Annotated in this window: 14 protein-coding genes and 1 pseudogene; 4 read left to right on the forward strand and 11 right to left on the reverse strand. The window is 43.3% G+C overall.

Features of this window, described 5'->3' with window-relative positions:
* Positions 1 to 91: 91 nt before the first annotated feature.
* The 4 genes and pseudogenes from AC6CIB_RS16630 to AC6CIB_RS16645 form a co-directional block, all read right to left on the reverse strand.
* Positions 92 to 559, reverse strand: a pseudogene (locus AC6CIB_RS16630) (thiolase family protein); the annotation flags it as partial.
* Positions 560 to 831: 272 nt separating this feature from the next.
* Entirely contained in the window at positions 832 to 1,392 is a 561-nt protein-coding gene (gene lepB, locus AC6CIB_RS16635) for a signal peptidase I (RefSeq protein ID WP_148968402.1), read from the reverse strand.
* Positions 1,389 to 2,030 (reverse strand): TVP38/TMEM64 family protein, encoded by a 642-nt coding sequence (locus AC6CIB_RS16640; protein ID WP_498282520.1) that lies wholly within the window; start codon positions 2,028 to 2,030, stop codon positions 1,389 to 1,391. Before AC6CIB_RS16640 ends, lepB begins: the two co-directional genes overlap by 4 nt.
* Before the next feature lie 450 nt (positions 2,031 to 2,480).
* Complete coding sequence (locus tag AC6CIB_RS16645) at positions 2,481 to 4,451, reverse strand: S9 family peptidase (RefSeq protein ID WP_498282522.1); 1,971 nt, start codon at positions 4,449 to 4,451, stop codon at positions 2,481 to 2,483.
* A gap of 205 nt (positions 4,452 to 4,656) precedes the next feature.
* On the opposite strand from AC6CIB_RS16645, the gene AC6CIB_RS16650 reads away from it, so the two are divergent.
* Positions 4,657 to 5,046 (forward strand): YhjD family protein, encoded by a 390-nt coding sequence (locus tag AC6CIB_RS16650; protein WP_148968399.1) that lies wholly within the window; start codon positions 4,657 to 4,659, stop codon positions 5,044 to 5,046.
* A gap of 6 nt (positions 5,047 to 5,052) precedes the next feature.
* On the opposite strand, the gene AC6CIB_RS16655 is transcribed toward AC6CIB_RS16650, so the two are convergent.
* Positions 5,053 to 5,622, reverse strand: a complete 570-nt coding sequence (locus AC6CIB_RS16655) for a competence protein ComK (RefSeq protein ID WP_475141756.1) — start codon at positions 5,620 to 5,622, stop codon at positions 5,053 to 5,055.
* A 197-nt stretch (positions 5,623 to 5,819) separates the two neighbouring features.
* On the opposite strand from AC6CIB_RS16655, the gene AC6CIB_RS16660 reads away from it, so the two are divergent.
* Both AC6CIB_RS16660 and AC6CIB_RS16665 read left to right on the forward strand, forming a co-directional pair.
* Positions 5,820 to 6,056, forward strand: a complete 237-nt coding sequence (locus tag AC6CIB_RS16660) for an IDEAL domain-containing protein (RefSeq protein ID WP_498282524.1) — start codon at positions 5,820 to 5,822, stop codon at positions 6,054 to 6,056.
* Positions 6,057 to 6,192: 136 nt separating this feature from the next.
* Positions 6,193 to 6,858, forward strand: a complete 666-nt coding sequence (locus AC6CIB_RS16665) for a DUF421 domain-containing protein (RefSeq protein ID WP_498282526.1) — start codon at positions 6,193 to 6,195, stop codon at positions 6,856 to 6,858.
* A 24-nt stretch (positions 6,859 to 6,882) separates the two neighbouring features.
* On the opposite strand, the gene AC6CIB_RS16670 is transcribed toward AC6CIB_RS16665, so the two are convergent.
* The 3 genes from AC6CIB_RS16670 to AC6CIB_RS16680 all read right to left on the reverse strand — a co-directional run bounded on the left by AC6CIB_RS16670 (position 6,883) and on the right by AC6CIB_RS16680 (position 9,476).
* The gene (locus AC6CIB_RS16670; RefSeq protein ID WP_498282528.1) at positions 6,883 to 8,154 is read right to left on the reverse strand and encodes a M48 family metallopeptidase; all 1,272 of its coding nucleotides are present in this window, start codon (positions 8,152 to 8,154) and stop codon (positions 6,883 to 6,885) included.
* A 295-nt stretch (positions 8,155 to 8,449) separates the two neighbouring features.
* Entirely contained in the window at positions 8,450 to 8,761 is a 312-nt protein-coding gene (locus tag AC6CIB_RS16675; RefSeq protein WP_299740078.1) for an AzlD domain-containing protein, read from the reverse strand.
* Positions 8,754 to 9,476, reverse strand: a complete 723-nt coding sequence (locus AC6CIB_RS16680) for an AzlC family ABC transporter permease (RefSeq protein WP_498282530.1) — start codon at positions 9,474 to 9,476, stop codon at positions 8,754 to 8,756. Before AC6CIB_RS16680 ends, AC6CIB_RS16675 begins: the two co-directional genes overlap by 8 nt.
* A 102-nt stretch (positions 9,477 to 9,578) precedes the next feature.
* Here AC6CIB_RS16680 and AC6CIB_RS16685 point away from each other — a divergent pair, with 102 nt between their 5' ends.
* Positions 9,579 to 10,136 (forward strand): helix-turn-helix domain-containing protein, encoded by a 558-nt coding sequence (locus AC6CIB_RS16685; protein WP_498282532.1) that lies wholly within the window; start codon positions 9,579 to 9,581, stop codon positions 10,134 to 10,136.
* Between the two features lie 52 nt (positions 10,137 to 10,188).
* Here AC6CIB_RS16685 and AC6CIB_RS16690 read toward each other — a convergent pair whose 3' ends face one another.
* From AC6CIB_RS16690 to AC6CIB_RS16700, 3 genes are all read right to left on the reverse strand, one after another.
* The gene (locus tag AC6CIB_RS16690; protein WP_498282534.1) at positions 10,189 to 11,439 is read right to left on the reverse strand and encodes a YeeE/YedE family protein; all 1,251 of its coding nucleotides are present in this window, start codon (positions 11,437 to 11,439) and stop codon (positions 10,189 to 10,191) included.
* 143 nt (positions 11,440 to 11,582) lie between these two features.
* Positions 11,583 to 12,488 carry an AEC family transporter gene (locus AC6CIB_RS16695; protein WP_498282536.1) on the reverse strand — a complete coding sequence of 302 codons (906 nt, stop codon included), beginning with the start codon at positions 12,486 to 12,488 and terminating at the stop codon, positions 11,583 to 11,585.
* A 70-nt stretch (positions 12,489 to 12,558) separates the two neighbouring features.
* Complete coding sequence (locus AC6CIB_RS16700; RefSeq protein WP_498282538.1) at positions 12,559 to 13,881, reverse strand: 2-hydroxycarboxylate transporter family protein; 1,323 nt, start codon at positions 13,879 to 13,881, stop codon at positions 12,559 to 12,561.
* Between the last annotated feature and the right edge of the window lie 26 nt (positions 13,882 to 13,907).

Here is a 13,907-nt window from a genome sequence, read left to right on the forward strand (position 1 = left end):
GTTTGTGATGGGTGTTGCTGGGGGAGAGACGTTCTTTTAAAATCCCACAAAAAAAAGCACTAGCCCCATCCAGAGCTAGCCCTTCCTCTTCTTACATCCCTTCAACCAATACCGAAGCGCCCATGCCACCGCCTACACATAATGAGGCAATTCCTTTTTTTAATTCACGGCGATTCAACTCATACAGTAAAGACACAACGAGTCGTGCACCGGTGCAGCCGACTGGGTGACCGATACTGATTCCGCTGCCATTGACATTCATATTCTCACGGTCCAGGCCCAGCTCTTTTTCAACAGCTAAATACTGGGCTGCGAAAGCTTCGTTGATTTCAAATAGATCAATATCATCCAAAGACCAATTTTCTCTTGTATGTAAACCTTTTTGAATAGCGGGCACGGGTCCTATCCCCATCACTTTTGGATCGACGCCTGCTACGGAATATCCAACGATTCTTCCTAAAGGCTGAAGTCCTCTTCGTTCAGCTTCTTCTTCACTCATGAGAATCAGTGCCACCCCTCCATCATTCAGGCTTGAAGAACTCCCTGCAGTCACCGTGCCGCCTTCCGATCACCAGCTTATAATTTGTAACCATTCTCATTTTTTTCATTAAGCTTGGACGCCTAATATATGAATCCTTGACAACAGGCGGCACAAACTTAGTTTCAATGATTGGGTATTTCTATTTTCACACTACCACCCTCAAAATGAACGAATTTTCCTACTATTCCACCATATTTATATGGATCACAGGAGGACAACTAGTACATAATGGAGAATCTTTCGCAAAAAAAAAGAATGCTGTTCATGTATCGAACAGCATTCCCATATCTTTAGTTCCTGAATTGTATATCCCATTCGTTGATAGGCCAATAACGAAGGTCCACTTTTCCGACAATCTGTTCCCGGTCTATAAACCCGAAGTAGCGACTATCCATGCTTCCCCGACGATTGTCTCCAAGAACGAATACTTTTCCTTTGGGAACCGTTTGCTCATCCGTGATTTCTTCAAGGGTAAAGTCTCCCGTCAGCTTGTTGCCGATGTACTCCTGCTTGAATTTTTCTAAGTAAGGTTCAGGATAGTACTCTCCGTTAACATATAACTTATCATCTTTATAAACAACCTTATCACCGGGCAGTCCAATGATTCGTTTCACATAATCCTCGTTCTCATTCGCATGAAAGACAACAACATCAAAGCGATCCAAGTCTCCAATATGATAACCGATTTTATTCACAACAAGTTTATTTCCATCCTGTAGTGTTGGCATCATCGATTCACCTTCGACTACATAGTTGGAGAAGAGAAAGGTTCGAATGATAATAAAGATGATTAGTCCAATCCCCAAGGCTTTAATCCATTCGAGTCCTTCTCTTTTTACCTCTTCTCTCAATTTGATTCCTCCTGCTTTTTCCGTTCAATTCGTTGGTCTATTTCCATTTTCTTATTCAGATGTATCTCAATTCGTTTCCCTACAAACCATAGCACAAAAATAATGGCTGCAACGATTACAGTACGTATTGGTTGTCTTACTAATGATATAATATCATATCCTATAAAGCTTATGGTGAAAATCATCACCATTTTCCCCGTAACCACAGCGAGCATGTATTGAGCGATGCTGATCGACGACAATCCCGCCACCACATTCACCACGGCAGACGGCGTAAATGGGAAGCATAAAAGAATGAACAACGGGCCAAACCCATGCTTGTCTACCCATTTCGTCAATCGCTTCACTTGGCGGTTCTTTCTCAGAATGCGGAAGAATCGTGTTTCCCCATATCTTCGTACCAATAGAAACACAATAAGTGCACCAAGCGTAGCGCCAATCCATGAAAACAGGAATCCCCACCATAACCCGAATGCATTCGCATTGGCCGTCACAAACACAACCAGGGGCAGGAACGGGAGAAATGCTTCCAACAGCGGCAGCAGGATCCCTGGAATCGGTCCAAATGAACGATACTGCTGAATCAGGTCCATCATATTTTCAAGTGTAAACCAGTCTTTTATCTTATTTATATCCATATTATATGTTTCCCCTTAAACGACCATGAACAAATAAACTCATTTCGTTATATCGTTACTAACTATTTTCATCATATCACACCGAATCAGGATTTCCACATTGTTGTTTCTTGTTGGCTTTATTATTATAACCTTGCCTAATGTGGGGGGATGTAAACGTTTCGGGTGGGTATTTTTTGGGGGATGGGTTCTGGATTAGAATTCGTACGTTCGTTCGCGAAATTTGTCGGATTTTGCACAAGGTCAGATAAATCCCTTCTCAAGGACAATCCAGTCCAGGGTTCCCCGGCTCCGTTCGGTCGATATTATCGACTTCCCCCCATATATTATCGACTTTCAAAATAGGCGCTCCACCCTCGTCCCCATTTCTTTTTCAAATCTCAGACTTCATTCCCCATTTCTCCCTAACAAAAAACTGCCATCCCCATCTGGAAATGACAGCCTTCTCTTCTATAGATACTCTCCGAACCAATCCACAATTTCTTGTAATCTCGCTTCCCTCAAAGAAGGCTTTCCAGTCCTGGACAGATTATGATTGGATTCTGGAAAACGCACGAATCTCACATCTTTCTTCTCACGTTTCAATGCGATAAATAGTTGTTCGGCTTGCTCTATCGGACAGCGATAGTCCTTCTCGCTGTGAAGAATCAATAGGGGGGTGTTCATATTTTTCACATACGCAAGGGGTGAATGCTTCCAAAGGGTTTCGATGTCGCCAAGATCGCTTTGGATTTGCCATTCTGAAAAATAGTAGCCGATATCACTCACTCCGTAAAAACTAATCCAATTGCTGATGGAGCGCTGGGTGGCGGCTGCTTTAAACTTGTCGCTGTGACCGATGATCCAGTTGGTCATGAATCCTCCGTAGCTTCCACCGGTCACTCCCAGGCGGGTTTCATCAATAAACGAAAATTCCTCCAGTGCATAGTCGACAGCTGCCATAATGTCTTTATAATCCCCGCCGCCGTAATCGCCTCTTACGGCATCGACGAACTCTTGGCCATAGCCGTGGCTTCCTCTTGGATTTACATATAAAACTGCGTAGCCTTTACTTGCAAGCACTTGAAATTCATGAAAGAAAGTGTTCCCATACATGGTGTGGGGACCGCCATGTATTTCAACGATGAGGGGATATTTCTTTCCTTCCTCATACCCAAGTGGTTTCATGATCCAGCCTTGAACGGGCCAGTCTTTCGCACCCTTGTACATAAACGATTGGGGAGAGGACAATTCACGATTCCCCAGCAGGTCCCCGTTCAGGCTGGTTATTTCCGTCAGCTCACCACTAGGAACATGAAGAGTATATAATTCACCGGGTTCTGTCGGTTTGCTCATGGCAATCAGCATCACTTGTCGAGTTGAATCGAAGTCGAATCCGTATACATGCTGCTCCTCCTGCAGCAATGCGGGGTAGATGGCCCCTTCAATGTGTGCGTAGTAAAGAACCGTGTTTCCTGAATCAGACGCCAGGAAATAGAAACTTTCATTGTCCTGCGACCACAGGATTCCTGCTTGAGATGAGCCTTGGATGCTGTCGCTATTGAGATAGTCTCCTACAGGTACATCCATGCTTTCTGTCAGGCAAACGGATTGACCGGTTTCAAGGTGATGCAACCATACCTTATTGTGTGTCGCATTTTCATAATCACGTCTATGTCCTAAATAGGCTAGATGCTTTCCATCGGGAGACCAGCTTGCTTCTCCGTAGTACCCCGATTCTCCATTAATCTTCTTATATTCGTTCGTTTCAAGGTGAAAAATAAATAAATCAGACTGGAAGGAGAAATCTTTGTCCTCTGTTCTGTCCACTGAAAACGCAATGTGCTTACCGTCGGGACACCAGGAGTGAAGAGTGTAATCATGGACATCATCCGTGACTCTTCTTACTTCCTTCGACGCCACGTCCACCACTACTATCTGCGAGTAGCAGTTGTCATTGAAACCTCGGTCATCACTTTTATATTTCATGCTTGTCGCAACGAATGGCTTTAATTTCTCTTCTTCGCTTTCCTTCCTTTCAAACGTCTCCCCTTTTTCCAACCGCATCGAGAAAGCGATTTTTTCACCACAAGGAGACCAAACAGGATTCGAAACGCCTTTTTGATAATCCGTCAGCTGCTCTGCTTCCCCTCCATCCCTGTGGATGAGGTATAGTTGATTCACACCGCAGCGATTCGAGACAAAGACGATCTTTCTACCATCAGGTGACCATCTAGGAGTTGAAATCTTTTGTTCTCCGAAAGTCCATTGGCGAGTGATCTTATCTTGCAGACAAATGCTATGTAAGGTCGAGAAATATTCATTTTTTTCTTCACACATGATGGTTTTGACATAAACGGCTTCTTCTCCACTTGGAGATAATCTTGGATCGGATACGGCCTTTAACTCGTAGAGATCCTGAATTTTGATTCCTTTATTCATGTTCTGGCACCTTCCTTTCTTTTATTCTCTTTGTTATTTCGACGTTAGAAATACTTTTCCCTTTATGGATAAAAATCCGATCTGTCCTTCATAATAGAAACAAATTCAAATTACCCAACTTTCCCTATTGAAAGTAAATCAAATTCCACGTAAAATAAAAATACGAACATTTGTTCTGTATTAAAGTGAAAAGGAGTCTTTTCATATGACAAGGATCCCCGAGAACGACAGGAACATATTAGAACAGGCGATATATTTACCGATGGTGCTGACGATTTTGAATCGCGATCTGCAAATCGTAGACAGCAGCCCGTTTAAATTAAAACGACCGTATTTAGAAATGATTGAGGAGACGATGAAGGTCATCCAAGGAGAACTCGCTCATGTCAAAAAGTACATGAGGACCAATAAGATGAAGGTTGAGCGAATTCAATCAGACGATGCCTTCACGATGTATATGTTTCTGTATAAGGGTTATGAGGAGCACCATAATTACTTTAATCCGCGCCTTCGAAACCGTGTGGAGGATTTAATGAGACATTATTTGTATCGCCGATTCCTGGAATCGAAAACAGATACAACAAAAGAAGCGTGATTCATCTCACGCATCGTTTTTTTTGATATTTCGATTTAGGTAAAACGTTTTGATAGTACTCATTTCGGTTTGAACCTTCGTATTATATTTACTTTCCATTTCTGCGACACGCTGTGTGTAGGCGATACGCAAGTCAGAAGTACGAAGCATTTGATTTTCAAAGGAACTGTATGAAATGGGAACCATGCAGGACTCATTGTTTTGAAGAAAGACCCGTGTTGATCCATTTGTCGATCGTTCATACCCGCGAACATGTGAATGGGAAATCCAGGCGCATTCTTGCTTGACAGGAGAAGATGTCGGAAATAGATAAATGGACATTTGAGGATTCACCATGATGGGAGCTTTGTAGATGATACCCGTAAGTCTTTTGGTGCCTTCTTTTCTTCCTTCATAGGAGGAACCAAAGAATTCACAGCTCTTCTTTAAAATATCAAACGGTTTAAATGGGGAGATTAGCACGTCATCTACCTCTATGATTTTGGTAAATGTCCTGGCACCGTACTCAATTGGCTGCAGGATCATCGTATGGGGATTCACTTCATATTCTTCTATAATTCGAGATTTTTCTCTCATTTCATCGCCTCCGTTTACATTTTTCACCAAAATAATACCATAAATTTCGAGGGTTGTCTTGTATATTTTTAAAAATTCTGAAATTAACTATACGCCACTCTATTACGGATAAAAAATTATCAGAATATTTAATTTTTTGGTTGAATTTTCACTACTTACCCCATATACTAATAAAAAGAATTCAGGGGTGACCGTATATGGAAAACAAAAAGTCCTATACCGAAATAATGAAAGCTTCTGCCATGACCCGTAAGAAAGCCGCTGAGAGAAGTGTGATGGAGATCTATATCGACATGGTGCTGCATGAAAGCCTTCTAACGACGCGCAAGACAAAACTCCTGACAGACATTGACGCCGCCCTGGATCAGAAAAATAAACCTCTGTTCATGAAATTATCAAAGGAATTAAACGAACTGAACCTAAGCTACGGATGATAAATAATAGCTGACTCTATACATGAGTCAGCTATTCCTTTTTTAATGGACGGGCCATTGGTCCCTGCATTTCATGCATGACTTCCATTCAAATAGCAAACCCTATAGCTAACTTATACACTTTGGAGCGAATATGATGATCCTGCTAATAAAAGTACTTGTCCTCTACTTAATTACCATTGCCGCTATGCGACTGATGGGAAAATCCACAATTGTACAAATGACTCCCTATGATCTTGTGGCGATTATTATCGTTGGTACCATTGCCTCTGAGCCACTGATCTCCACGGAATTCTGGCCAACCATCGCGGCTCTCGTCATTTTAGTGGGGCTTCATGTACTGTTCTCATACCTGACCCTAAGTCAATGGGGAAATCGCTTCTTCTTGGGAGAACCCACCTTACTAATTAAAAATGGGGAGATATTAGAGGATAATCTGGAGAAATCCAAAATCTCGCTTATTCAATTAACCTCTATTCTACGCTCTCAAGGTTACCCGAAGATATCAGATGTGGACTACGCCATGCTCGAGCCGATCGGTGAAGTGAGTATCATTCCGAGGGTGGAAAACACCCCTGTTACCGTCCAGCATCTCAACCTTAAAATTGATGACGAGGGATTGCCGATTTCAGTGATTGTGGATGGTAAAATCCAAACGCGGAACCTTAAGCTTCTTGGAAAATCGACAAAATGGCTGGAAACTCAATTAACCAACTCGAACCTGCATCATAAAGATGTGATTTTTGCTTATATGACAGAGAAAGCCAAGAACCTGATTATCAGTAAAAGAGAAAAAGCCTAATCCCACGGGACCAGGCTTTTCTCTTTATTCTTCTTTTTTCTCCGCTTCGTACTGTTCCAACATGGAAAGTCGTTCAAGCATGGTCGGATGACCGTAACGGAAAACCTTCACAAGTAGAGGCGGTTTGACCTGAGATAGCCCCACCTTCGATAACTTTTGGAAAGATGAGATAGCGGCTTCTTTGTCGCCCGTCATTTCTATTGCATACCGGTCAGCCCTCGTTTCCTGGTAGCGGGAGATCCAATTGCTAAGGGGACTGACAGTGAACAGAAGCATGGAAGTGATCATTAAGAAAAGAGGTAAAGAGCTCAAGTTCGACACGCTCGATACTTTCATGTCATCCTTATGATTGGCGACGATCCCTCTCATCAACTTAGCCGTCAGGAGTAACCCGAAGAAGGATAGGATCAGGTAGATGCCAATGCCGATATAGATGTGTTTCTCCACATAGTGAGCCATTTCATGGGCCATCACAAATAGGATTTCCTTGTCCGTTAATTTTTCGAGGGTGGTATCCCAAAGAACGATCCGGGAATTGGATCCGACTCCGGTTACATAAGCGTTGAGTGAATTCGTTTTCTCCGACATGTCGACTTCAAATACGTGGTCCGTTGGAATGTTTGCCTTGTCGGCAAGATTCAGGATTTGTTCCTCTAACGCTTTATCCTTCAGTGGATAGAAGTCATTATATAGCGGGTCGATCAAAACCGGCTGCACGAACATCATGAAAATCGTAAAGGGTACAGACAATGCCCAGGCAGCTAACCACCAGCGCTGCTTGAATCGTTTCATCAATCCATATAATACCGATACTATGATGAACATGAGGAGGTAATTCACCCAGAAATCTGTGATCTCATCCTTCATCCACATGGAGAACGTCTGGGTGGAAATATTGTAGCTCTTCGAAATACTATACGAAATGTACTGCAGTGGAAAAATGGCCAGGAACGAAGCAATCGATAACCAGAACAAATAAATGGCCGTTTGCAGGAAACCATTTTTCACCGTTCCCCTCGCCCACTTCTCGAACACACGCGAGACCCCGAGAATTAGGATCAGGAAATAAAACAACCATTCATAAGGAGTGGATAAGAAAAACAAGAGGTTCTTGACTTTCGAGAAATCCTCACTCAGCATAATTTCTTTATCATTCATAAAGGTGGCTGGATCAGCACTGCTTCCTTTGTACATGTCAGGTAAAGTAGAATCCGCCATGAAAAATAAATACACATATAGAAACAAGCCTAATAGCAAATAAGCCAAAATCGACCTGAACGCCCATTTTCTAACCAACATACTTCCTCCCTTCTCGTCTTCATTACTATATGTAATACCCTGTCCAAAGATTTAGAACCTAAACCCATGTCAGTGAAAGTGACGGGCTTGATGTGGAAAATCGTTTATTTGCCCTTCTGGGGATTTACGTGCCATATTATAAATTTATTTGCCGTATTATCATTATATCTGCCAAAATAAAATTTTATCTGCCATTTCAAAGATTTATCTGCCATTCTTCAACATTCGGCATACCTCAGAACCACTCCGCACCTTTCCATCTAACAAAAAAAGCCACGACCCAAATCGTGGCTTACATCAAGAATACCGAATACAAAGACAGGACAGAAATCGCCCCAATCACCACAAGGATGACGTTGGCACCCAGAAAGGCAATGACAAATGCGGCTGCCGTCCCGACGGCTCCAAACATAAGGTTCCCCTCTTGAATCAACAGGATACTTGGAAAAATTAAAGCGCCCAATACGGCGAAGGGAACATTCTTTAATACCCCTTGAAGAAATGGAGGCAGTTCTTTCCCTTTAAATACGAGGAAAGGAAGCATTCTGGGAATATACGTGACAATCGCCATACCGATGATCATCAAAACAATCGCGCTATTCATTCGATCTCGCTCCCCCCTTCATCATGACCACCAATTCCACAATCACGGCCGAAACGAGCGTAGCAAGTACAATTGACCAGCCGTTTGAAAGATTCGTCGTGAAAAGAAGTATGCTATTCAACGCACCAGCCACTACAGCTAAAAACGTGACCTTCACACTTTTTTTCATAGAAGGAACGAGGAGTCCCACAAACATGGCATAAAGAGCAATCGTCATGCTCGCTTGTAGAAATTCGGGGAGGATTTCCCCAATAAAGTACCCCACTCCTGAATTCACGACCCAGCTCCCGTATGAAATGAGCATAACCCCGACGGCAAAACCGGTTCTTACCTTGCCATCTTTGACACTGATGACCGTGAAGGTTTCATCCGTAATCCCAAACGCATAAAAAAGCTTTTTAAATAGACGGTCTTCCTCGAGCTTTTCACTTAAAGAAGCCGACATCAGGAAGTGACGGATGTTTACGATGAACGTGGTAAGAATAATTTCAATGATACCAGTACCAACCGCAATCAGACTCAGCGATATGTATTGAGCAGCCCCTGCAAACACGAGCATGCTCATCAGTACCGTTTCCGTGACCGTGAGGCCGGTTGTCCGTGCCAACAACCCAAAGGTTAATGCTACAGGCATATATCCGATGGCAATGCTGAGCCCTCCCTGTAACCCCAGGCGAAAATCACTCACTTTTTTCGTAGAAAGCAGTGCCTCCATCCTCTCACATCCTTTATAATAGAAGTAATTTACTAATTTAATTTTTTGATAATTTATTATATTATACATATAGACACTATAGTATACAAGAGGAGTTTTGGCATGGAAAATTTCCCGATTCAAATTGGTGATAATATACGGAAGATCCGCAGAGAGCGCGGCTTCAGTCTTGAGCAGATGGCAGAGCGCACCAATGTAAGCAAGGCGATGATCGGTCAGATTGAACGTGGTGATTCGAACCCGACAGTCGCGATTCTATGGAAGATCGCCAATGGCTTGAAGGTATCCTTCTCTTCACTGATTGAAAAGCCAAGCAATCAAGTATCCATCATTCATTATCAAGACGTTCAGCCTGTTTTTGAAGATAACGGAAATTACATCGTTTATCCCATCTTCCCTTTCGATCCCCTGAAAAAATGGGAAAGCTACCGGGTTGAAATGAAGCCTGGCTGCTCGTATCGGAATGAAGGGCATACGAAGGGAGTAGAGGAATACATTACCGTACTGTCAGGAGAGATTGCCCTAAGGATTGCTGAAGAAACATATGAATTATCGGAAGGCAGCTCGATCAGATTTGCCGCCGACTCCGGACATGAATATGTGAATGCTTCAGGTGATGAGGCAGTGTGTCAGATGGTTATTTATTATGGCGGGGAATAATGTAAAAAATCCTGCATGTGAAACTACATGCAGGATTTTTTAAACTATCTAGCTAGCAAAATGTATCCTTCGGTTTCGGCACCGACAATCCGAACATCGGACGAAGATAAAGTGCAAGGAACGTACCTCCAAGGGCAAGAATTCCCCAAATATACCCGTGAAGGCTGAAGGAAGCAATCCCTCCGAAGTAAGCACCAATGTTACATCCGAATGCCAAACGGGCACCGTATCCCATCAGCAGTCCACCAATGACGGACGCCATGGCATTTTTCCCAGTAACTTTATTAAAACGGAACAGGCCTCCTGCAGCAGATGCAAGAAATGCTCCAAGGATGACACCAAAGTTTAATACCGTTGTGGAATCGGCAAAGATCGATGCTTGAAGAGCTTCTGCATTGGCTCCTGTCCAGTATCCCCAGCTTGCCACGTCGACTCCAAACATTCCGGCAACCTTTGATCCCCATAGAGCAAAGGCAGAAGTGATTCCCCAAGGATTCCCTCGTGTCATTAGAGTAAGAGCATTTAACACAGCCAAAACAATCGCTGCTGCTATAAGGGGCCAAGATCCACGTAAAATCCGTTTCCATCCTTTTGCCGTTGGAAGCGCCGCCATGCGGGGCGGGTTTTTCTTCTTCTCCACCCGCAGTGTAATCCACGCAATGAAGCCAAAGAATAAAATCGAAACGACCCATGCCCCAAAATAACCTAATCCGGTAGAGGTTGCTAATGAAATAGGTTTAAAGGACGGCATTGCCTCTGTCCAAAATGGAAAATGATAGGCTCCGACTGTGGCACCGACAATAAAGAATAGCAAGGTGATAAACATAACGGAGCGGCCGCCGCCGATTGCATAAAGGGTACCTGAAGCACAGCCTCCTCCAAGCTGCATGCCAATCCCAAACAGGAAGGCACCTACTAGTAAACTTACACCTACGGGCGATACATAACCTGCCGCTTCACCTCCAAAGAATGTGTACCCTGTCGCAAGGATCGGAGCAAATAACGTTACGGCAACGGCAAGCATCACCATATGTGCCCGCAGTGCCTGCCCATTCCCTACAGACATCACTCTGCGGAAAGCAGAAGTGAATCCAAATCGTGCATGAAATAATGTATATCCTAACAGCAGCCCTAGAACAAGTAACACGGTTTGGCCAATGTCTTGTGTAAAGAGTAAATATAGGCCAAGAATCGCTGTAACGATTAAACCGCCAGCCACTAAAGATGTCTGTGGTGGGTTCAATTGCATACTCGCTTTCTCTGGGCCCTTTTGTTCATTAATCGGTTGCACATAGCCAGCCATGAATAATCCTCCTTAATCTGATTGAATTGGTTGGAATTTATTTTACAATAGTAATAGATTCGACGACAGTTGTCAAAAAGATAGCTCCCCCCCTCACTCCCTCCATCTAAAAAAGCTATTGAGGAATCTCAATAGCTTCGTTTCTATAAGGATACAAGAGCCAACATGATCGGGATCGTCACAATGCTCATAAGTGTAGTGACAAGTGTACTTGTCGACACTAAATCAGGTTCTGTGTTGAACTGCAATGAAAACATCGTAGTATTCGCAGCTGTCGGCATGCTTGCCAAAATAATGAGAATCGATCCCAGCATGGTAGAAATAGGAAGGAAGGAAACGACGACCAGTGCTATGATGGGTGACGCTACCATTCTCATGATCACAATAAAGGAAAGGGCGCTTCTTTCCACTTTCTTCCCTCCCAATGTCGCTAATTGCATCCCTAACACCACCATAATCGTAGGAATCGTTGCCTGTGAAATTAGATCAATGGTCTGACTCATAAACACCGGCACATCAAGATGCAACAATTGAAAGCTCAATCCAAGAAAAGCACCATGCAGAATCGGCATCTTGACGATCTTCATCCAGGTTTCGCTCGTTTCCCTCTTTTTATCGCTGCCACTGACAGCATAATAGAGGCCTATTGTATTCATCAGAAATGACTGGATCACCATCATAATGACCGCATAGCGAAAACCGAGCTCACCGAAAGCAAAGAGGATGATCGGTACTCCATAGTTGCCGCTGTTCATGAATACCCCGGATAGAATCATGGCCGACACTTTCGATTTTGAATAGTTTCTAAACTTAGCCACTATTTTAATAGAAACAATCAAAATCACACAAAGCGCGATACAAAAGAGAAAGATGTAAAGATAATCCATATTCATTTCATTCTCATAAAATGTCTTAAATGCCAAAAATGGATACATTAAGTAAATGGCCATCTTCGAAATCGAATTGATCTCGAAACCAAGTTTCTTTTGGCCGATATATCCAACAGCAAAGACCAGTAATGCTGGCAGTACAATCAATATTACGTCCATTTACGTCACCACAATCTATTAAAATGAAAGATAGGCTTGACTACTAGAGTCAAGCCTAAGTGTACCATATTTACAACAGCGGGATTATTAATCCGGCTAACAGCAGGATCAATGCTCCGCCTAATCGAGAAGAGATTTGAGCGAATGGCATAAGTTCCATTCGTTTCGATGCTGACAACACGGCAACATCCCCTGTTCCTCCCATATTCGCCATGCATAATCCCGCAGTGATCGCTGCTTCAATCGGGTAAAAGCCAACGACTTTCCCAAGGATCGCCGCACCGATGATCGCTCCTAAAACGACTCCGAATACAGTCAAGATATATTGAAGCGTCAACGCTGCAAGAACGGTATCTAAGTCTGTGTACGCGACACCGATCCCAAATAATAAAGCGAACGTCCAGTTACTTGCTACAAATTGATACCACTGACTGGCTCCCTCTACGACATTTTGAGGGATCATGTTTGAAATCTTCGCTGCAGCCACAAGAATGATCATGATGGCATATGGATGAAGGGGAAGAACGGACCCCAGCAATGTTCCAACCGTGAAGAATGTCAGGGCAGCGAGTAAGCCAACTCCCATCTTTTCAATGTTATACTTCTGCTTTGTTTTTTCGTAGGTAAAACCTTTCATAAGTTGACCATTTCCACTTAGTGAAGGTACTTTTTTTCCGATGATATCAAGAACCGATGCTAAAATGATTGCAAATACATTCCCTAATGCCAGTGCCGGCACGAGCATTGAAATATAATAGCTCGGATCATTCCCCATCATCTCAGAATAGATTTGACTCATGGGAACGGCCCCTGCCCCCATTCCACCACCCATGATCGGCATGGTAATAACAAGCACAGCCTCTTGCAGCGTAAAACCAACAAGGGATCCAAAAATCCCTGCAACAATCACAGCTCCTGCTACCGCCCCGAAAATCGGCAGGAAGTAGCGCAGCCCCACCTTAATTAATACTTTCGAATTCATTCCTAAGATACTTCCCGTGATTAATGCAGCAATATAGAAATTCAAAAATCCGCCTGATTTCATGAAGTCGGTCATGGACGTGACGGCGGCCTCCGGAAGTAAACCTGCGTAAACCATAAAAGCAGATCCAAAGATCGCAATGATAGCTCCTCCGCCGAGGAACGTTTTCACGATTGGCGTACGATCTCCTATCCATCCAAATAATTCCCCAAGGACCATCATGACGAGAAGACTTCCAATCATGCCTCCTGGAAGGTTCCCCGTATACAAGCTTGTAAGCGTGATACCCGTAAAGACCAGGAACCAAAGGATCGGCATATTGAAAATCTGAAGCGATCGATCTTTCGTAAGCGGTACATTCTCTTTTGTTTTCTCATTCTTATATGAAAGTGTTGATGCTACTTGTCCCATCTTGTTCATCCCCTTTGTCGTTTTAA

It is taken from the genome of Rossellomorea sp. GQ25 (assembly GCF_059758515.1).